Genomic DNA, 18,283 nt, shown 5'->3' with positions numbered 1-18,283 from the left:
GGTTTAATCGCCACCCGATTTTGGTTGCACTGCAGCATTTTCGCGTTAATCATTTGCTGAGCCCCATCCCTCCTGCCCGGAGCCTTCTTCCTTGGCCATCACGAAGATCCTCGTCGCCAACCGGTCCGAAATTGCCATCCGCGTCTTTCGCGCGGCCAACGAGCTCGGCCTCAAAACCGTGGCGATCTGGGCCGAGGAGGACAAATATTCGCTGCATCGGTTCAAGGCCGATGAAAGCTACCAGGTCGGGCGCGGGCCGCATCTGGCCAAGGACATGGGGCCGATCGAAAGCTATCTGTCGATCGAGGAAGTGATCCGCGTCGCCAGGCTGTCCGGCGCCGACGCCATCCATCCGGGCTATGGCCTTTTGTCGGAAAGCCCTGAATTCGCAGATGCCTGCGCCGAGGCCGGCATCACCTTTATCGGCCCTAAGCCAGACACGATGCGCCGGCTCGGCAACAAGGTCGCCGCGCGCAATCTCGCCATCGAGGTCGGCGTGCCGGTGATTCCGGCAACCGACCCGCTGCCGGACGACATGGACACGGTCAAGAAATTGGCCGAGGAAATCGGCTATCCGGTGATGCTCAAGGCATCGTGGGGCGGTGGCGGGCGTGGCATGCGCGCCATCCGCGCCGAGGCTGATCTGGTCCGCGAAGTCACCGAAGGCAAACGTGAGGCCAAGGCCGCGTTCGGCAAGGACGAGGTCTATCTCGAAAAGCTGATCGAGCGCGCCCGCCATGTCGAGGTCCAGGTGCTTGGCGACACGCACGGCAATGCCGTGCATCTGTTCGAGCGCGACTGTTCGATCCAGCGCCGCAACCAGAAGGTCGTCGAGCGGGCGCCGGCGCCCTACCTCAGCGAGGCATTGCGCCAGGAGCTTTGCGGCTATGCGCTCAAGATCGCGCGCGAGACGAGCTATATCGGCGCCGGCACGGTGGAATTCCTGCAGGACGCCGACACCGGCAAATTCTACTTCATCGAGGTCAATCCGCGCATCCAGGTCGAGCACACCGTCACCGAGCAGGTGACCGGCATCGACATCGTCAAGGCGCAGATCCACATATTGGACGGCTTTGCCATCGGCACGAAAGAGTCGGGCGTGCCGGCGCAGGCCGACATCAGGCTGAACGGCCACGCCCTGCAGTGCCGCATCACCACCGAGGATCCAGAGCATAGTTTCATTCCGGATTACGGCCGGATCACCGCCTATCGCGAAGCCGCCGGTTTCGGCATTCGCCTCGACGGCGGCACCGCCTATTCGGGCGCGGTCATCACCCGCTTCTACGATCCGCTGCTGGAGAAGGTGACGGCCTGGGCGCCGACACCGGCCGAGGCGATCGCCCGCATGAACCGGGCCTTGCGCGAGTTCCGTATCCGCGGCGTGGCGACCAACCTCACCTTCCTCGAGGCGATCATCAATCACCCGCGCTTCGCCGACAATTCCTACACGACCAGGTTCATCGACACGACGCCGGAGCTATTCGCGCAGGTCAAGCGCCAGGACCGCGCCACCAAGCTGCTCAACTATCTGGCCGACGTCAGCGTCAACGGCCATCCCGAAACCCGCGGCCGTCCGATGCCGAAGGCCGATGCGGCAGCGCCCGTCGTGCCCTATCTCAACGGCAATGTGCCGGGCGGCAGCAAGCAGAAGCTCGACGCGCTGGGGCCGGAGAAATTCGCCGCCTGGATGCGTGAGCAAAAAGAGGTGCTGGTCACCGACACGACGATGCGCGACGGCCACCAGTCGCTGCTCGCCACCCGCATGCGCACGCATGACATTGCCGGGATTGCCGGCACCTATGCGCGGGCACTGCCGCGGCTCCTGTCGCTGGAATGCTGGGGCGGCGCCACTTTCGACGTCGCCATGCGCTTCCTCACCGAGGATCCGTGGGAGCGGCTGAGCAAAGTGCGCGAGGCCGCCCCCAACCTTTTGCTGCAGATGCTTCTGCGCGGCGCCAACGGCGTCGGCTACACCAACTATCCCGACAATGTCGTGCAGCATTTCGTCAAACAGGCAGCGGCTGGCGGCGTCGACCTGTTCCGCGTCTTCGACTGCCTGAACTGGGTCGAGAATATGCGTGTCGCCATGGACGCGGTGGGCGCGGAGGGCAAGCTGGTCGAAGCGGCGATCTGCTACACCGGCGACATCCTCGATCCGGCGCGCGCCAAATACGACCTCAGATACTATGTCGGGCTGGCGAAGGAATTGCAGGCCGCTGGCGCCCACATCATCGCCGTCAAGGATATGGCGGGGCTGTTGAAGCCGGCCGCCGCACGCGTGCTGTTCAAGGCGCTGCGCGAGGCGACCGATTTGCCGATCCACTTCCACACCCACGACACGTCAGGCCTGTCGGCGGCGACGGTGCTGGCGGGCGTGGAAAGCGGCGTCGACGCCATCGATGCGGCGATGGATTCCTTCTCCGGCAACACCTCGCAGCCTTGCCTCGGCTCGATCGTCGAGGCGCTGAAGGGAACCGAGCGCGATCCCGGCCTCGATCCGCAATGGATCCGCAACATCTCGTTCTACTGGGAAGCGGTGCGCAACCAGTACGCCGCCTTCGAAAGCGACCTCAAGGGGCCGGCCTCGGAGGTCTATTTGCACGAAATGCCGGGCGGCCAGTTCACCAACCTCAAGGAACAGGCGCGCTCGCTCGGGCTGGAGACGCGCTGGCACGAGGTGGCCCAGGCCTATCACGACGTCAATCTGATGTTCGGGGACATCGTCAAGGTGACGCCGTCATCCAAGGTGGTCGGCGACATGGCGCTGATGATGGTGAGCCAGGACCTCACCGTCGCCGACGTCGAAAACCCGGCCAAGGACATCGCCTTCCCCGACTCGGTCGTCTCGATGCTGCGCGGCGATCTCGGCCAGTCGCCCGGCGGCTGGCCTGCGAAGCTGCAGAAGAAGGCGCTGAAGGACAACAAGCCGATCACCGTGCGGCCGGGCTCGCTGCTCAAGCCGGCAGACCTCAAGGCCAGCCGCAAGGAAATCGAGGAGAAGCTGGAGCGCAAGCTCTCGGAGTACGAATTCGCGTCCTGGCTGATGTATCCGAAGGTGTTCACCGACTTTGCCGCCGCGCAGGAGACCTACGGGCCGGTCAGCGTGTTGCCAACGCCGACCTATTTCTACGGCATGAAGTCCGAGGACGAGATCTTCCTGGACATCGAGAAAGGCAAGACGCTTGTGGTGCGCTGCCTTGCTATCGGCGATGTCGATGAGAAGGGCATGGTCACCGTGTTTTTCGAGCTCAACGGCCAGCCACGCCGCGTCCGGGTGCCGGACAGGGCGCATGGCGCCTCGGCGGCCAAGGCACGGCGCAAGGCCGAGCCCGGCAACGAGGCGCATGTCGGCGCGCCGATGCCGGGCGTGGTCTCCGCGCTTGCGGTTGCCGCCGGCCAGGCGGTCAAGGCTGGTGACGTGCTGCTCTCCATCGAAGCCATGAAGATGGAGACGGCGCTGCATGCCGAACGCGACGGCACGATCGCCGAAGTGCTGGTCAAGGCCGGCGATCAGATCGACGCCAAGGATCTGCTGATCGCCTTTGGCTAAGGCGTACTGATATTCAGGTCAGGCCGAGCCGAAAATGGCGGCTTCCTGCGCTTCCGGTGCTCACGTACTTTGAGTACGCTCCGCACCGGTTCTCGGAAGCCACCATTTTCGGCTCGGCCTGACCTGAATCTCAATACGCCTTAAGGCGTGCGCAACTCTTCATTCCGCATCGATAATAGCTTGACCCGCCGCGCCCGCTCGGGCATCGAACCCGCTCCAATTTTGCCGCGCCAGAATCGCGGCGCCTAAAAAGAAGCGGAGAAAAACATGGCCGACGACATCACCGAGACCAGCCAGACTGTTGCCGCCGGCCAGTTGCGCGCCTTCATCGAGCGCATCGAGCGGCTCGAGGAAGAAAAGAAGACCATCGCCGACGACATCAAGGAAGTGTTCGCCGAAGCCAAGGGCACCGGCTTCGACACCAAGGCGATGCGCTCGATCATCCGGCTGCGCAAGAAGGACCAGGCCGAGCGCCAAGAGGAAGAATCCATCCTCGATCTGTACAAGGCCGCGCTCGGCATGGTGTAAGGCCGGGGCAGCCTCCGGGCGTCGATAGCGGCGCCTTTCGACGGGTTGAACCATGAGCGAATTCGACTTTGGCGCCCGCCGCGCCTCTGAATTCCGCCAACGCAACTTCTGGGCGCTGTTCGCCGAACGGCATCCGGAGGAACGCGCATCCATGGCGCGGCGCGGCCCCTGGTTCTGGCAGCGTGGGCTGCCGGACTTCGCCCTGGTCCTGTCCATGTATGTCGCGCCGGCGCAAAACCATGTCGGCGTTTTCTTCGGCCGTAACGAGAAGTTCGGCGCCACTGAAGCCTGGTCGCGGCTGAGGCCTTTCCAGCCGGCGATCGAAGGCAGGCTGAAGCTCAGGCCGGAGCAGAGCTGCGAGGGTCTCGGCATTAATTCGATGTGGCAGGTGAACTGCTATGCAGAGGACAACTGGCCGGCCATGGCCGACTGGCTGGTGACGGAATGCTCGCGCTTCGAGCGCGCGGTCACCGACGTTCTGGGGCAAGCCGAGGCCACCTGGCGCTAGAGCGTTTCACCGTTTAACGGAAACGGCGAGACGCTCTATCTCTTTGTTTTGACGCAATTCCCAAGGGAAAGCGCTACGCGCTTTTCCCGGGAAAACCGCTCACACTTTTCCTGGAATTGCACTAATTCGGCTTCGGCGCGTCGCGGCCGATCTCATCCAGATGCTGCTGCAACGCCATGTGGTCCAGCGCGTCCATCGGCAGGTTGGTGAACAGCGATATGCGGTTGTTGAGCATGCGATAGGCATCGGCGAAGGCCAGATGCATTTCGGCGTCGGTGCCTTGTGCCTTGGCCGGATCCGGTATCGCCCACAGTGCGGTCATCGGGTGACCGGGCCAGACCGGGCAGGTCTCGTTGGCGGTGCTATCGCAGACGGTGAAGACGAAATCCATTTCCGGCGTGTCGGGCTTTGCAAACTCGTCCCAGCCCTTTGAGCGGGCGAAGCCGGTGTCGTAGTTGAGGCTCTCGAGCAGCTGCAGCGCGTAGGGATTGACGGTGCCCTTCGGCTGCGACCCGGCGGAGAAGGCCTTGAATTTCTCGGCGCCAACCCGGTTGAGGATGGCTTCGCCCATGATCGAGCGCGCCGCATTGGCGTTGCACAGGAACAGCACATTGTAGCTTTTGTCGCTCATCAAAGACCTCCCTGGCAGGCGACCGGGATGAAGGAACGGCACGTGGTGCAAGGTAGCTTCGCGGCGGATGCCGGCAAGGGGCCATCCGGAAAGATTTCGCGATTGTTTGACGGCGATAGCCAGGCCATATGCGTCTATGATCATCGTGCAGCGTTGACACCGCGCTCGGATCGTTGTGGCGGGTAGGGAATGGAGAGAGCCGAGCCGATGCAGGGGCCAGCAGGCAGCGAGAATGGCGAGACGCGGCCAGGGGCCGGCTTCTTCCGCTCCCGCTGGCACGGTGCCGTGTCGCTCGATCGTCTGTTCTGGCGCGACCTGGTCGTTGTCGGCACCGCGATCAACGTCGCGTCGTCGGTGGTCGCGCTCGTCCTGCTCGGGCTGAAGCTGCCGCTGGCCGTGGTGCTGGCCGTGCATTTCGCGCCGGTGCCCTACAACATATTCCTGACCCTGGCCGTCTGGCGAGTCGCGGAAAAGGCCGGCGGCGCCAAGGCCTCGCTGATGATGCTCGGTTCCGCGCTATGGTTGATCCTGGTGGTCGTTGTTTGAGACGCCGGCAGGGCACGAAAAAGGGCGGCCGGAGCCGCCCTTTCCAAGAGATTATGACCGCGCTGCGGTTTAAGCCGCCGGCTCGAATTTCAGCGCCACGCCGTTGATGCAATAGCGCAGGCCGGTCGGCGGCGGGCCGTCCTCGAAGACATGGCCGAGATGGCTGCCGCAGCGGGCGCAGTGGCATTCGGTGCGGACCATGCCGTAGCTGCGGTCGACGGTGTTTTCGACCGAACCCGGCACCGGGTCGTTGAAGCTCGGCCAGCCGGTGCCGCTCTCGAACTTCAGCTTGGATTCGAACAGCGGCTGGTCGCAGCCGACGCAGGAAAAGGTGCCGGCGCGCTTTTCGTAGAGCAGGGCGCAGCTTCCGGGCCGTTCGGTGCCGTGGCCGCGCATGACGGCATACTGCTCCGGCGTCAGCCGGGCACGCCATTCGGCGTCAGTGTGGGTAACGGGGTAGGTGTGGGTATCCATCCAATCTCCTCAGCCTTGGCGGCTTGTTGTTGGTTGCAGCCAGTATTCGCACCAACATAAGCATTTGTTACACGCCTGCCCAGCGCAGAGGCGTGCTTGGGGCTCAATGCTTGCGTGAGAGCTGCTTGGTCGCGGCTTCGAGCCCGGCAAGCGTCAGCGGGAACATGCGGCCGCCGAAGATATCGCGGATCATCGCGATCGAGTGGGTGAAGCCCCAGTTCTTCTGGTTTTCGGGGTTCAGCCAGACCGCGTTCGGCCATTGTTGCAGCAGGCGGCCGAGCCAGACGGCGCCGGCTTCCGGGTTCCAGTGCTCGACCGAGCCGCCGGGATGCGCAATCTCATAAGGGCTCATCGAAGCGTCCCCGACGACGATCACCTTGTAGTCTGGACCGTATTTGTGAAGCAGGTCGAAGGTGGGGATGGTCTCGGCGTGCCTGCGGCGGTTGTCTCTCCACACGCCCTCGTAGAGGCAATTGTGGAAGTAAAAATATTCGAGCTGGCGGAACTCGGCGCGGGCTGCCGAAAACAGCTCCTCGACGCTTTTGATGTGGTCGTCCATCGAGCCGCCGACATCGAAGAACATCAGAAGCTTCACAGCATTGCGCCGTTCGGGGCGCGTCTGCACGTCGAGATAGCCGTGCTCGGCGGTGGCATGGATGGTGCCGGGCAGGTCGAACTCTTCCTCCGCGCCCTCGCGCACCCAGCGTCGCAGCCGCTTCAGCGCCACCTTGATGTTGCGGGTGCCGAGCTCGACGGCGTCGTCGAAATTCCTGAACTCGCGCTTGTCCCACACCTTCACCGCACGGCGGTTACGGCTTTCGTGCTGGCCGATGCGCACGCCTTCGGGATTGTAGCCATAGGCGCCGAACGGTGAGGTGCCGCCGGTGCCGATCCATTTCGAGCCGCCCTGGTGGCGGCCCTTCTGTTCCTCCAGCCGTTGCTTCAAGGTCTCCATCAGCTTGTCGAAACCGCCGAGCGCTTCGACCAGTTTTTTCTCTTCCTCGGTCAGATGCTTTTCGGCGAGGCGGCGCAGCCATTCTTCCGGAATGTTGGCGACATCGATGGCGTCCGGCCCGGCGAGCGCTTCAATGCCCTTGAAGACATGCGCAAACACCTGATCGAAGCGGTCGATATGACGCTCGTCCTTCACCAAAGCGGTGCGGGCGAGGTAATAAAAACCCTCGACGTCATAATCGACCAGACCGGCTTCCAGCCCCTCCAGCAGCGACAGATATTCCCTGAGCGAAACGGGTACCCGCGCGGCCTTCAGTTCGAGGAAGAAGGGGATGAACATGGTCTACATCAAATCATATTCGATGAAGCCCGTCCGCCGTGCGACGCGGTCGTACAGCTTGCGCGCCGTGGCATTGGTTTCGTGCGTCATCCAGTAGACGTTCTTGACGCCGATCTTGGCCGCTTCCTGCTTGACCGCTTCGATGAGCGCCGCGCCGATGCCTTTGCCGCGCACGTCGGGGTCGGCGAACAGGTCCTGCAGATAGCAGTTGTTTTTCTCCGACCAGCCGGACCGGTGGTAGAGATAGTGGGTGAGACCAACCGCCTTGCCGTCGAGCGTGGCGATAAAACCTTTCGGCTCGAACTCACCTTCCGTGAACAGCCGCTTCCACGTGATGGCGTAGACCTCTTGCGGCAGCTTCGTCTCGTAGAAGGTAAGGTATGCGGTCCACAGCCGCTGCCAGTCGGCGTGGTCGGACTGTGCCAACGGGCGGATGGTGATCTCGGCCATTTTGTTTCCTCCAATGCTTTTGACCGAAGCTGCGCCGGCGATCGCTTGCCGGCAACGGTCCACAGCCCGGGAAGTGCTATTGCTGCCGGCCTAACCCTGCCTTCGCGCCATAAAGGCCAGGCGTTCGAACAGATGCACATCCTGCTCGTTCTTCAGCAGTGCGCCATGCAGCTTGGGCAGCGCGTTCTTGGGATCGGCGCGCAGATCTTCCGGTGCGATGTCGTCGGCGACCAGCAGGCGGATCCAGTCGAGTGCCTCGGAGGTCGACGGCTTCTTCTTCAGCCCTGGCACATCACGGATCTCGTAGAACTGGGTCAGTGCCGCGCGCACCAGATTCTGCTTGATGCCGGGATAGTGGACATCGACGATTTTGTGCAGCGTGTCGACGTCGGGGAAGCGGATGTAGTGGAAGAAGCAGCGGCGCAGGAAGGCGTCGGGCAGTTCCTTCTCGTTGTTGGAGGTGATGATGACGATCGGCCGGACCGCGGCGCGAATGGTCTCGCCGGTCTCGTAGACGAAGAACTCCATCCGGTCGAGTTCCTGCAGCAGATCGTTGGGAAACTCGATGTCAGCCTTATCGATCTCGTCGATCAGCAGCACGACCTTCTTGCCGGCCGCGAACGCCTCCCACAGCTTGCCGCGCTTGATGTAGTTCCTGATGTCGTTGAAGCGCTCGTCGCCGAGCTGGCTGTCGCGCAGCCGCGAGACCGCGTCATATTCATAGAGCCCTTGCTGCGCGCGCGTCGTCGACTTGACGTGCCATTCGATCAGGTCGAGGCCGAGTGCCGCCGCCACTTGCCTGGCAAGTTCGGTCTTGCCGGTGCCGGGCTCGCCCTTGACCAGCAAGGGCCGCTCCAGCGCGATCGCCGCATTGACCGCCACCATCAGATCCTTGTCGGCGACATAGGCCGCCGTGCCTTCAAAACGCATGCTTGCTCCTCGGTTGGTCATCGCGACCGTAAGGACGCCGCCCGGCCTGTGCAAGGGCGAGCCGGTCGCGACGAAAAAGGGCGTGCATCCGAAATGGAAACATCGGCTCGTGTCACTGGCGCTGGACCGACCAGCGGCCTATATTGGGGGGGACGGTCTGTGCTTCCCGGCAGGAGAACATTTTCCCCGGGGCCTTAACGATCCTTAGGGAGCTGTCCCTGGGAAGACCCGTGGGTTTTCTCATACGGCGCCCACCTACTTTGTAGGTTCCCGGGATCGCTCTCTCCACCGGTTGTGTGGATCGTCACTTCTTGCCTGCATCCACGCATTTGGTGGATGATGCGGTAGAAAACGTCGCTCCTAACACGCCGCCAGAAACCGACCTTTTCTATCGTTCAGCGCATGACATCCTTAAAAGACCTGAAGAAACAACTGCGCCGCGAAGCTCTCGGACGCCGCGATGCGCTCGATCCGATGTGGCGGGTGGAGATAGCGCTTGAGATGGCCGAGACGGCGCGCGATCACCTCGCTATCGAGGCTGGCCAGATCGTTTCAGCCTTCTGGCCGATGCGGTCGGAAGTCGACGTCAGGCCGCTGATGTTTGCCTTGCGCGAGAAGGGAGCCAGGCTTTGCCTGCCGGCCATTCTCGACAAGACCACAATCGTCTTTCGCGAACTGGTGCGCGGCGCGCCGATGGTCGAGATGGGATTCGGCACCGTGGGACCCCATGCGGAGGCCGAGGTGCTCGACCCCGTGGTGATGCTGGTGCCGCTCGCCGCCTTCGACAACCGTGGCCATCGCATCGGCTACGGCGCCGGCTACTACGACCGCGCCATCGCCAAGCTGGTCGACAAGGGCCAGCCGCCACGGCTGATCGGCATCGCCTTCGATTGCCAGGAGGTGGCGCTGGTGCCGGACGAGCCACATGATGTCATCATCCAGGAAATATTGACCGAGAGCGGGCTGCGCCGTTTCGCTTAAAAGTTCGCGATCTTAGTTTGATGCATGTCGTTGTTCAAAATCGAGGCCACTTTTGAACGACATGCATTAACGCGTTTCCAAGACATGCCGGATAGTATTTTCGCACTACAATCCGAGCCAATGGCGGTCGTCATGTTTGTCTTAGCACGCTACCTGCTGATGCCGTTCGTCCTCATCGCGGTGACGCTGTTCGCGATGGGCTTGCACATTGCCGGAACGGCCCTGCACCACCAGCTCGCCTGGCATCAGACGGTTGCCACCGTGACGGATGTCAGTCCCTACAGCGAAACCCAGGGCAACGGCCTCACCACGAAAGGCATCAATGTCGCCGTCACCTATGTGGCGAACGATGCGCCGATGAGCTGGTTCGGCAAGGGAAAAGACATCGGCCTCTACACGGCGTCCAAAGGCGACGCGGTAGAGTTGTATTACAACCCTGCCAATCCATCGACCCTCGATACCGCCGCGATGAAGGGCTGGCGCGGCGGGCTGTTGCTCCTGGCAGCTACCGGTGGGTTCACCGTGTTCTACGTCTGGTTCTTCTGGCTGCGCGGCCGCACCCCACCGCCGGCGTCGCCGATAGCGTCGCCTGTTCGCGTTGCGGGTGCGAATGCAAAGCCGCTCCACCAGCAGCGTGATACTTTCGGCCGGCGTTAGCGCCAATCGCCCGGGTAGCGCTTGCCTAGCGTCCTCGCCTCTGGATAGAAGTGGGCATGAGACTTCTCTTCCTCGGCGACATGGTGGGCAAATCGGGACGTACGGCAGTGTGGGAACAACTGCCCGGCCTGATCTCGGATTTCAAACTCGACTTCGTCATCGTCAATGGTGAGAACGCCGCCGGCGGTTTCGGCATCACCGAAGACATTTTTCGCGACACGATCGCTGCCGGCGCCGATGTCGTCACCACCGGCAACCACGTCTGGGACCAGCGTGACGCGCTGATCTTCGCGCCGCGCGAGGAGCGTTTTCTTCGCCCGTCCAATTTCCCCAAGGGCACGCCGGGGCGCGGTTCCGGCGTCTACATCGCCAGGAACGGCGCGCGCGTGCTGGTCGCCAACATTATGGGGCGGGTGTTCATGCATCCCGAGCTCGACGATCCGTTCCAGGCCGGCGAGCGCGAGCTGGCGGCGTGTCCGCTGGGTGAGCAGGCCGATGCGGTGGTCATCGACTTCCACGCCGAAGCGACCTCGGAGAAAATGTGCTTCGCGCATTTCGTCGACGGGCGCGCCAGTCTCGTCATCGGCACCCACACGCACCAGCCCACCGCCGATTATCAGATCCTAAATGGCGGTACCGGCTACATGTCCGACGCCGGCATGTGCGGCGACTATGATTCCTCGCTCGGCATGGACAAGGAAGAACCGCTCAACCGGTTCCTGTCGAAAGTGCCGAAAGGCCGCTTCGAGGCGGCGACCGGACCAGCGACATTGTGTGGCATCGGCGTCACTATTTCCGACCGCACCGGCCTGACCGAGAAGATCGCGCCGTTTCGTCGCGGGCCGCGGCTTGAAGAAACCGCACCATCCTTCTGGTCATGACATTGATATGCTGGACTATAGTACCTAACTGGCGACGAAACTGCTCTAGATCGTAGAGGGGACGACCTCCATGCAGCTCGTTGAATTCCTGGCACCACATTTTCAATTTGTCTCTGACCCCACCGCCTGGGTCGCGTTGCTGACGCTAATCGTGCTCGAGGTCGTGCTCGGCATCGACAATTTGATCTTCATCTCGATCCTGACCAACAAATTACCGGAAGCGCAGCGCGCCCGCGCCCGCCGTCTCGGCATCTCGGCGGCGCTGGTCATGCGGCTGGTGCTGCTTGCCACCATTTCCATCATCGTCCAGCTGACGACGCCGGTGTTCACCGCTTTCGGCCACGGCTTTTCCTTGCGCGACCTGATCCTGATCGCTGGCGGCCTGTTCCTGGTGTGGAAGGCGACCAAGGAAATTCATCACACGGTCGACCCGGAAGACCACAAGGACACGATGATGGGCGAGACACTGCAGATCTCGCTTGCCGGCGCCATCTTCCAGATACTGCTGCTCGACCTCGTCTTCTCGATCGATTCGATCATCACCGCCGTCGGCATGACCGACGAGATCGCCATCATGTATATCGCCGTGATCGTGGCGGTGAGCGTGATGATGCTGGCGGCCGGGCCGCTGGCCAATTTCATCGCCAAGAACCCGAGCATTGTCATGCTGGCGCTGGGCTTCCTGCTGATGATCGGCATGACGCTGATCGCCGACGGCATGGGCTACCATGTGCCCAAGGGCTATATTTACGCCGCGATGGGTTTTTCGGCGTTGGTCGAAGGACTCAACATGCTGGCGCGGCGGCGCAGGAAATCAGGTGGCGGGCATTGAAGCTGCTCGCCGGGGCGCTGTGAACGCCGTGTCTGGACGAATTGAGCCGATTTATCTATAAGCCGGCCATTCCGACAGAGAACGCCGTATGCCTTCGCAGGCATGCGAGAGACGTTCTGAATTTAAATTCGAGCATTTGCGGGAAGACCGGGTATCGTCGCCTCGCTTCGCGATGCTCTAGCCGAAGACGACAGGGGTGCCATGGCTGGCCATTCACAGTTCAAGAACATCATGCACCGCAAGGGCCGCCAAGACGCGGTGCGGTCGAAAATGTTTTCCAAGCTGGCGCGCGAAATCACTGTCGCTGCCAAGAGCGGGACGCCCGATCCGTCGATGAACCCGCGCCTGCGCCTGGCCATCCAGAACGCCAAGGCGGTGTCGATGCCGAAGGACAACATCCAGCGCGCCATCAACAAGGCGTCGATGGGCGATGCCGAGAATTACGAAGCGGTGCGCTACGAAGGCTATGGGCCGGGCGGCGTGGCGCTGATCGTCGAGGCGCTGACCGACAACCGCAACCGTTCGGCCTCGAACGTACGTGCCGCCTTCACCAAGGCCGGCGGGGCGCTCGGCGAAACCGGCTCGGTGTCCTTCATGTGGAACCGCGCCGGCGAGATCTACTATCCGGCCTCCGCCGGCAGCGCCGACAAGGTGATGGACGTGGCGATCGAGGCCGGCGCCGATGATGTCGAGTCCGACGAGGAAGGCCACACCATCTATTGCGCCTTCGAGAGCATGGGCGAAGTGTCGAAGGCGCTGGAAGCCTCGCTCGGCGAGGCCGAATCGGTGAAGCCGATCTGGCAGCCGCAGAACAATGTTCCGGTCGACGAAGAACGCGCCCAGTCGCTGATGAAGCTGGTCGCGACGCTCGAAGACGATGACGACGTGCAGAGCGTCTACGCCAATTTCGAGGTCGACGACGAGACGATGGCCAAGCTCAGCGCGGCGTGATCGAAACTCGGACATGAGCCAGCTGCCCACCATCCGCATCACCTATTGCACGCAGTGCCAGTGGCTGTTGCGCGCCGGCTGGATGGCGCAGGAACTGCTCTCGACCTTCGGCACGGATCTGGGCGAAGTAACGCTGGTGCCGGGCACCGGCGGCATCTTCACCATTTCCTGCAACGATCAGCTGGTCTGGGATCGCAAGCGCGACGGGGGTTTCCCGGAAGCAGCAAAACTCAAGCAACTGGTTCGCGATGTGATCGATCCGGACCGCGATCTCGGCCACTCCGATCGCAAGGGTCACACCTCAAAGGACCCCACGCAAAAAGACCCCGCCTGAGCGAGGTCTTTTGCATTTGCAAAGTGCCATCTTCACAGCAATGCGAAGATGAAGCAGGCCATCGACACGATGGCGGTGATGGTGCGGACGTGGTTCCACATCACCCATTGGTTCAGATGGTTCGCCCACACGGCGGCGCCATTGGCGCTGGCTGGGTCGACGGCGGCAAGCGCATCGTTGAGCGGCACATTGAAGACCATGGTCACGATCGGGTTGCCGATCAGATAGATCACCGCGCCGGCAAGCAACCAGTACGAGCCGGACTGGCTCCAGCCCATGATGGCGGCGGCGATAAGCACCAGGCAGAGCAGGCCGGTGCCGAACAGCGCCGTCATGAAGGTCGGGGTGATCACCGTGATGTTGATCGAATTCATCGCCGCAATGCCTTGAGGGACGGGCAGCCGGGCAAGCGCCGCCATGACGAAGTTGGAAAAGGCGAAGAACACGCCGCCGACGACGCCCGAACCGATTGCGGCAATGATGGTGAGGGTGGGAAGAAGCTTGATCATCTCAGTTGCTCCACACGCCGGTTGCGGCGGTTTCATGTGCGTAGGCGGAAAAGTCTTTCGCCGAGCGGCCGAGCACACGCTGGACGCCATCGGTCAGCGTCTCGTTGCGGCCGTCGAGCACTTCGGTGAACAGCTCGTTGAGCAGCCAGGCGAATTCGGGCGGCAAGTCATGCGCCGCGACAGATGCGGTGAACTCGTCATGCGAGACCTTGATATAGCGGGTGTCGCGACCGGCCGCCTTGGCGATCTCGGCGACCGCGTCGGCGAAGCTCAGCAGCCGCGGCCCGGACAGCTCATAGAGCTGGCCGACATGGCCCGGCTCGGTCAGCGCAACGAAGGCGGCATCGGCGATGTCGTCGGCATCGATGAAGGGCTCACCGACAGTACCGACAGGCAGGGCAACTTCGCCCGCGAGCAAAGACTCGATGAGAAAGCCTTCGCTGAAGTTCTGCGAAAACCAGGCGCAGCGCAGGATCGTCCAGTCGGCGCCCGAGGCTTTGACCATCTCTTCGGCGCGCTGGGCCTCCGTCTCGCCGCGGCCGGAGAGCAGCACCAGGCGTGTGATGCCATTGGCCACTGCAAGCCTGGCGAAGGCGCCGACGGTATCTGCGGCGCCCGGCACGGCGATGTCGGGATAGTAGCTGATGTAGACGGCGCTCACGCCTTGCATGGCCGGGCCCCAGGTCGCCGGAACCTCCCAGTCGAAGCGTGGGCTGCCCGAGCGCGAGCCTATGCGCACGGGAACGCCCTGTGCGGTCAGCCGCTCGGCGACGCGACGGCCGGTCTTGCCGGTGCCGCCGAGGATCAGGATTGGCTTGGTCTCAGTCATTGTGGTTTTCCTCTGTTTAAAAATATGAGCAATCCTCACATTTGCAAAACGTGATAAACCCTCGTATTTTGCGAGTCAAGCCGTTTGTTGGCAATTTTCTCGAGACCGGAGACAGTTATGGAAGACACAGCAGCGCCCGCATCTGCCCAGGAGCAGGTCGCATCGCCGCGGCGGGCGCCGACGCAGCAACGCAGCCGCGAGCGGGTCGAACGGATGCTGGCCGCAGCCTCTGCGTTGATCGCCCAACAAGGCAGCGACGCCATGCGCATGGGCGAGGTGGCGGAACGGGCCGGGGTGTCGATCGGTTCGCTCTATCAGTTCTTTCCCGACAAGCGGGCGATCGTCTGGGCGCTGGCTGAGCGTTACACCGCCGAAAGCCAGGCCTGCATCTCCTCGGCACTCAAGGATGTCACCGACGCCGAAGGCCTGCGGCAGGCGTTTTCGGAGCTGGTCGATATCTACTACCGGCTGTTCCTGGCCGAGCCGGTGATGCGCGACATATGGTCGGGTACCCAGGCCGACAAGGCGCTGCGCCAGCTCGAACTCGCCGACAGCCGCGCCAATGCCGAATTCCTGACCGCGGTCCTTAAGCGGCTGCAACCCGGCGCCGATCCGGTCGCACTGGAGACGACGGCGTTTCTGGTCTGGCAGATGGGCGAGGCCGCGGTGCGGCTGGCGATCTCGGTCGACCGGCAGGAGGGCGACAGGCTGGTGGCCGCCTACAAGCGCATGGCGCTACGGGAGTTATTGGAAGGGCGGTGACGACCCGAGCTTGGGCATGTACGGCAGCGCTGGTGATTGGCGAAACCATAGGCGAGAGCGCCCCTCTCCCCGTCACTAGACGGGGAGAGGATGCCGGCAGGCAGGTGAGGGGCAGCGCTGACCTGTGATTTGACGTCGCTTCGTCGCACACCGTCACCGAATTTCTCAGGCCGGCTCTTTTGCTGATGATCAAACTTGCCAATGCTGGCACTGCCCCTCATCCGCCTGCCGGCACCTTCTCCCCGTAGTGACGGGGAGAAGGGGGCTGTGGCCAACAAAAAACCCGCCACAAGGGCGGGTTTTTGATCTGCGAAAGCCGATACGGCTTAGAGGCCGAAACCTTCGAAGCGTTTCTTGAACTTCGACAGGCGGCCGCCGCGGTCGAGCAGGGTCTGCTGGCCGCCGGTCCAGGCCGGGTGCGTGGTCGGATCGATATCGAGGTTCATCGTATCGCCTTCCTTGCCCCAGGTCGAACGGGTCATGTATTCAGTGCCATCGGTCATGACAACCTTGATGGTGTGGTAATCGGGATGGATGTCGGCCTTCATTGTCGTGCTTCCTGGCTTGTGGCGCTGCCGACGGGCCCGTGGCCTGCGTCGATGCGCCCCTTTTTAAAACTCGAAGCCGCAGCTATTGAAAAGCCACGGCTTCTAAAACGGTCGGCGAGCCTATACATCAGCCGGAATTGAATCACAAGGCCGCGGCGGGCGCATATTGACAGCGCCCACCTCGAAGCGGCCAGAGGAAACGGTCATGGCGGATATCAGCGGCGGACAGGACGAGCGCAGACGCTCGCTCGGACCGCTCAGGCGCCTCTATCCCTATATCGCCCGCTACCGCAAATTGGTCATCGGCGCCGTCATCTCGCTGGCCATCGCGGCGGCGACGACGCTCACCCTGCCGCTCGCCGTGCGGCGCATGATTGACCACGGTTTCAGCGCGTCCAGCACCACCTTCATCGCCGAATATTTCGCGGCCCTGGTGGCGATGGCCGCCCTTTTGGCGGCGGCATCGGCCGGCCGCTACTATTTCGTCATCACGCTCGGTGAACGGGTCGTTGCCGACATCCGCAGCGATGTGTTTTCGCATGTCACGACGCTGTCGCCATCCTTTTTCGACACCGCGCAGTCGGGTGAGATCGTCTCGCGGCTCGCGGCCGATACGACGCAGGTGAAATCCGCCGTCGGCGCCACCGCCTCGGTGGCGCTGCGCAATGTCATCCTCGGCCTCGGCGCGGTGGCGATGATGGTCGTCACCAGCCCGAAACTGTCCGGCCTGGTCATCGCGGCCATTCCAGTGATCGTGCTGCCGCTGGTCGCCTTCGGCCGTTCGGTCCGGCGCCGGTCGCGGCAGGCGCAGGACACGCTGGCGCAAGCCACCGCCTATGCCAGCGAGCAGATCGGCGCGGTGCGCACGCTGCAGGCCTTCACCAACGAGAGGCTGGTCACCGGGCGGTTCTCGGCCGCGGTGGAAGCCGCGTTCCAGGCGGCGCGCTCGTCGATTTTCGCCCGCTCTTTCCTCACCTTCTTTGCCATCTTCATGATCTTTTCCTCGGTCGTGGCCGTGCTGTGGTTCGGTTCGCGCGACGTGCTCGCCGGCACGATGTCGCCCGGCACGCTCGGACAGTTCCTGCTTTATTCTGTGTTTGCCGCCGGCGCGCTCGGCGCGCTGTCGGAAGTCTGGGGCGAGCTCTCCCAGGCGGCAGGTGCGGCCGAACGGCTGACCGAGATCCTGGACGAGACGCCGGCGATCCTGGCGCCTGCCAAGCCCTTGCCGCTGCCGGCCAAGGCGAAAGGCGCGATCGGTTTCGACGACGTCTCCTTCTCCTATCCGGCGCGGCCCGACCGCGCCGCCGTCCACGGCTTGAGCTTCCAGGTGAAGCCGGGTGAGACGGTGGCGATCGTCGGCCCCTCGGGCGCCGGAAAAAGCACGGTCTTTTCGCTGATCCTGCGTTTTTACGACCCCGAGGCCGGCCGCATCGCCATCGACGGCGTCGACGTGCGCGAGGCCGATCCGGCTGCTGTCCGCGAGCGGATCGCCATCGTACCGCAGGATGTCACCATTTTTGCGGCGAGTGCGCGCGACAATATCGGCTTTGGCCGGCCGGGCGCCACGAATGCCGAGATCGAGACGGCCGCCAGGGACGCGCTGGCCGACGAATTCATCCTCAAGCTCGACAAAGGCTATGACAGTCAGGTCGGCGAGCGCGGCGTTACCCTGTCCGGCGGCCAGCGCCAGCGCGTGGCGATCGCCCGCGCCATCCTGCGCGACGCGCCGATCCTGTTGCTCGACGAGGCGACCTCGGCGCTCGATGCCGAAAGCGAAACACTGGTGCAGACGGCCCTTGAACGGTTGATGCAGGGCCGCACCACTATCGTCATCGCCCACCGTCTTGCAACGGTGCTGAAGGCCGACCGCATCCTGGTCATGGATGGCGGCCGCATCGTCGAGGAAGGCACGCATCAGAGCCTGGTTGCCAAGGGCGGTATCTACGCGCGGCTGGCCAAGCTGCAGTTCGAAACCGGAGCCAGCGCGTTCAGGGGTGCCGCGGAGTAGGCATTTTTTGGCCCCAGCCTCGGGCTCGCTGTAGGCGAAGTTGTAGCTCCAGCCGGAATTGTCGCTCATCTTCTTTCGCG

The 18,283-nt window shown here is 63.1% G+C and carries 20 protein-coding genes and 1 other RNA gene; 13 read left to right on the top strand and 8 right to left on the bottom strand.

What is annotated here, in order from left to right; translation table 11 throughout:
* Positions 1–91: 91 nt before the first annotated feature.
* The 3 genes from pyc (at position 92) to AC1D1L_RS10575 (ending at position 4,586) form a co-directional block, all read left to right on the top strand.
* Complete coding sequence (pyc, locus tag AC1D1L_RS10585; RefSeq protein WP_477341044.1) at positions 92–3,550, top strand: pyruvate carboxylase; 3,459 nt, start codon at positions 92–94, stop codon at positions 3,548–3,550.
* Between the two features lie 267 nt (positions 3,551–3,817).
* Positions 3,818–4,078 (top strand): DUF2312 domain-containing protein, encoded by a 261-nt coding sequence (locus tag AC1D1L_RS10580; protein ID WP_023719653.1) that lies wholly within the window; start codon positions 3,818–3,820, stop codon positions 4,076–4,078.
* Between the two features lie 52 nt (positions 4,079–4,130).
* Positions 4,131–4,586, top strand: a complete 456-nt coding sequence (locus tag AC1D1L_RS10575) for a hypothetical protein (protein WP_477341042.1) — start codon at positions 4,131–4,133, stop codon at positions 4,584–4,586.
* A gap of 121 nt (positions 4,587–4,707) precedes the next feature.
* Here AC1D1L_RS10575 and AC1D1L_RS10570 read toward each other — a convergent pair whose 3' ends face one another.
* On the bottom strand, positions 4,708–5,217 hold the full coding sequence (locus tag AC1D1L_RS10570; protein WP_477341040.1) for an arsenate reductase ArsC: 510 nt from the start codon (positions 5,215–5,217) through the stop codon (positions 4,708–4,710).
* Positions 5,218–5,424: 207 nt separating this feature from the next.
* On the opposite strand from AC1D1L_RS10570, the gene AC1D1L_RS10565 reads away from it, so the two are divergent.
* The gene (locus AC1D1L_RS10565; RefSeq protein ID WP_477341038.1) at positions 5,425–5,763 is read left to right on the top strand and encodes a hypothetical protein; all 339 of its coding nucleotides are present in this window, start codon (positions 5,425–5,427) and stop codon (positions 5,761–5,763) included.
* A 69-nt stretch (positions 5,764–5,832) separates the two neighbouring features.
* Here the strand turns inward: AC1D1L_RS10565 and msrB are convergent, their stop codons facing one another.
* The 4 genes from msrB to AC1D1L_RS10545 all read right to left on the bottom strand — a co-directional run bounded on the left by msrB (position 5,833) and on the right by AC1D1L_RS10545 (position 8,911).
* Complete coding sequence (gene msrB, locus AC1D1L_RS10560; RefSeq protein ID WP_027042054.1) at positions 5,833–6,237, bottom strand: peptide-methionine (R)-S-oxide reductase MsrB; 405 nt, start codon at positions 6,235–6,237, stop codon at positions 5,833–5,835.
* Between the two features lie 103 nt (positions 6,238–6,340).
* Positions 6,341–7,531, bottom strand: a complete 1,191-nt coding sequence (locus AC1D1L_RS10555; RefSeq protein WP_477341035.1) for a vWA domain-containing protein — start codon at positions 7,529–7,531, stop codon at positions 6,341–6,343.
* Positions 7,532–7,534: 3 nt separating this feature from the next.
* Positions 7,535–7,981 carry an N-acetyltransferase family protein gene (locus AC1D1L_RS10550; protein ID WP_477341033.1) on the bottom strand — a complete coding sequence of 149 codons (447 nt, stop codon included), beginning with the start codon at positions 7,979–7,981 and terminating at the stop codon, positions 7,535–7,537.
* A 90-nt stretch (positions 7,982–8,071) separates the two neighbouring features.
* Entirely contained in the window at positions 8,072–8,911 is an 840-nt protein-coding gene (locus AC1D1L_RS10545; protein WP_203280533.1) for an AAA family ATPase, read from the bottom strand.
* A gap of 151 nt (positions 8,912–9,062) precedes the next feature.
* On the opposite strand from AC1D1L_RS10545, the gene ssrS reads away from it, so the two are divergent.
* The 7 genes from ssrS to AC1D1L_RS10510 all read left to right on the top strand — a co-directional run bounded on the left by ssrS (position 9,063) and on the right by AC1D1L_RS10510 (position 13,547).
* Positions 9,063–9,218, top strand: a non-coding RNA gene (gene ssrS, locus AC1D1L_RS10540) — 6S RNA.
* A 95-nt stretch (positions 9,219–9,313) separates the two neighbouring features.
* On the top strand, positions 9,314–9,892 hold the full coding sequence (locus AC1D1L_RS10535; protein ID WP_477341031.1) for a 5-formyltetrahydrofolate cyclo-ligase: 579 nt from the start codon (positions 9,314–9,316) through the stop codon (positions 9,890–9,892).
* A 24-nt stretch (positions 9,893–9,916) separates the two neighbouring features.
* Positions 9,917–10,549 carry a hypothetical protein gene (locus AC1D1L_RS10530; protein WP_477341029.1) on the top strand — a complete coding sequence of 211 codons (633 nt, stop codon included), beginning with the start codon at positions 9,917–9,919 and terminating at the stop codon, positions 10,547–10,549.
* Positions 10,550–10,605: 56 nt separating this feature from the next.
* Positions 10,606–11,430 (top strand): TIGR00282 family metallophosphoesterase, encoded by an 825-nt coding sequence (locus AC1D1L_RS10525; protein WP_477341027.1) that lies wholly within the window; start codon positions 10,606–10,608, stop codon positions 11,428–11,430.
* A gap of 70 nt (positions 11,431–11,500) precedes the next feature.
* On the top strand, positions 11,501–12,262 hold the full coding sequence (locus AC1D1L_RS10520) for a TerC family protein (protein WP_477341025.1): 762 nt from the start codon (positions 11,501–11,503) through the stop codon (positions 12,260–12,262).
* A 201-nt stretch (positions 12,263–12,463) separates the two neighbouring features.
* Positions 12,464–13,213: a YebC/PmpR family DNA-binding transcriptional regulator gene (locus AC1D1L_RS10515; protein ID WP_477341023.1), complete on the top strand. Its 750-nt coding sequence runs from the start codon at positions 12,464–12,466 to the stop codon at positions 13,211–13,213.
* A 13-nt stretch (positions 13,214–13,226) separates the two neighbouring features.
* The gene (locus tag AC1D1L_RS10510) at positions 13,227–13,547 is read left to right on the top strand and encodes an Rdx family protein (protein WP_352592584.1); all 321 of its coding nucleotides are present in this window, start codon (positions 13,227–13,229) and stop codon (positions 13,545–13,547) included.
* Positions 13,548–13,579: 32 nt separating this feature from the next.
* On the opposite strand, the gene AC1D1L_RS10505 is transcribed toward AC1D1L_RS10510, so the two are convergent.
* Together AC1D1L_RS10505 and AC1D1L_RS10500 are read right to left on the bottom strand one after the other, a co-directional pair.
* Complete coding sequence (locus AC1D1L_RS10505) at positions 13,580–14,056, bottom strand: anthrone oxygenase family protein (protein ID WP_192258733.1); 477 nt, start codon at positions 14,054–14,056, stop codon at positions 13,580–13,582.
* A gap of 1 nt (position 14,057) precedes the next feature.
* On the bottom strand, positions 14,058–14,885 hold the full coding sequence (locus tag AC1D1L_RS10500) for an NAD(P)H-binding protein (protein ID WP_477341021.1): 828 nt from the start codon (positions 14,883–14,885) through the stop codon (positions 14,058–14,060).
* 117 nt (positions 14,886–15,002) lie between these two features.
* Here AC1D1L_RS10500 and AC1D1L_RS10495 point away from each other — a divergent pair, with 117 nt between their 5' ends.
* Positions 15,003–15,647, top strand: coding sequence for a TetR/AcrR family transcriptional regulator (locus AC1D1L_RS10495; RefSeq protein WP_477341019.1), 645 nt, complete (start codon positions 15,003–15,005; stop codon positions 15,645–15,647).
* Between the two features lie 326 nt (positions 15,648–15,973).
* Here the strand turns inward: AC1D1L_RS10495 and rpmE are convergent, their stop codons facing one another.
* The gene (gene rpmE / locus AC1D1L_RS10490; protein ID WP_112559687.1) at positions 15,974–16,195 is read right to left on the bottom strand and encodes a 50S ribosomal protein L31; all 222 of its coding nucleotides are present in this window, start codon (positions 16,193–16,195) and stop codon (positions 15,974–15,976) included.
* A 205-nt stretch (positions 16,196–16,400) separates the two neighbouring features.
* On the opposite strand from rpmE, the gene AC1D1L_RS10485 reads away from it, so the two are divergent.
* On the top strand, positions 16,401–18,203 hold the full coding sequence (locus AC1D1L_RS10485) for an ABC transporter transmembrane domain-containing protein (protein ID WP_477341017.1): 1,803 nt from the start codon (positions 16,401–16,403) through the stop codon (positions 18,201–18,203).
* Positions 18,204–18,283: the final 80 nt, after the last annotated feature.

This window comes from Mesorhizobium sp. P2_D6 (assembly GCF_056404315.1).
This window is presented reverse-complemented; position numbering and strand designations above follow the sequence as displayed.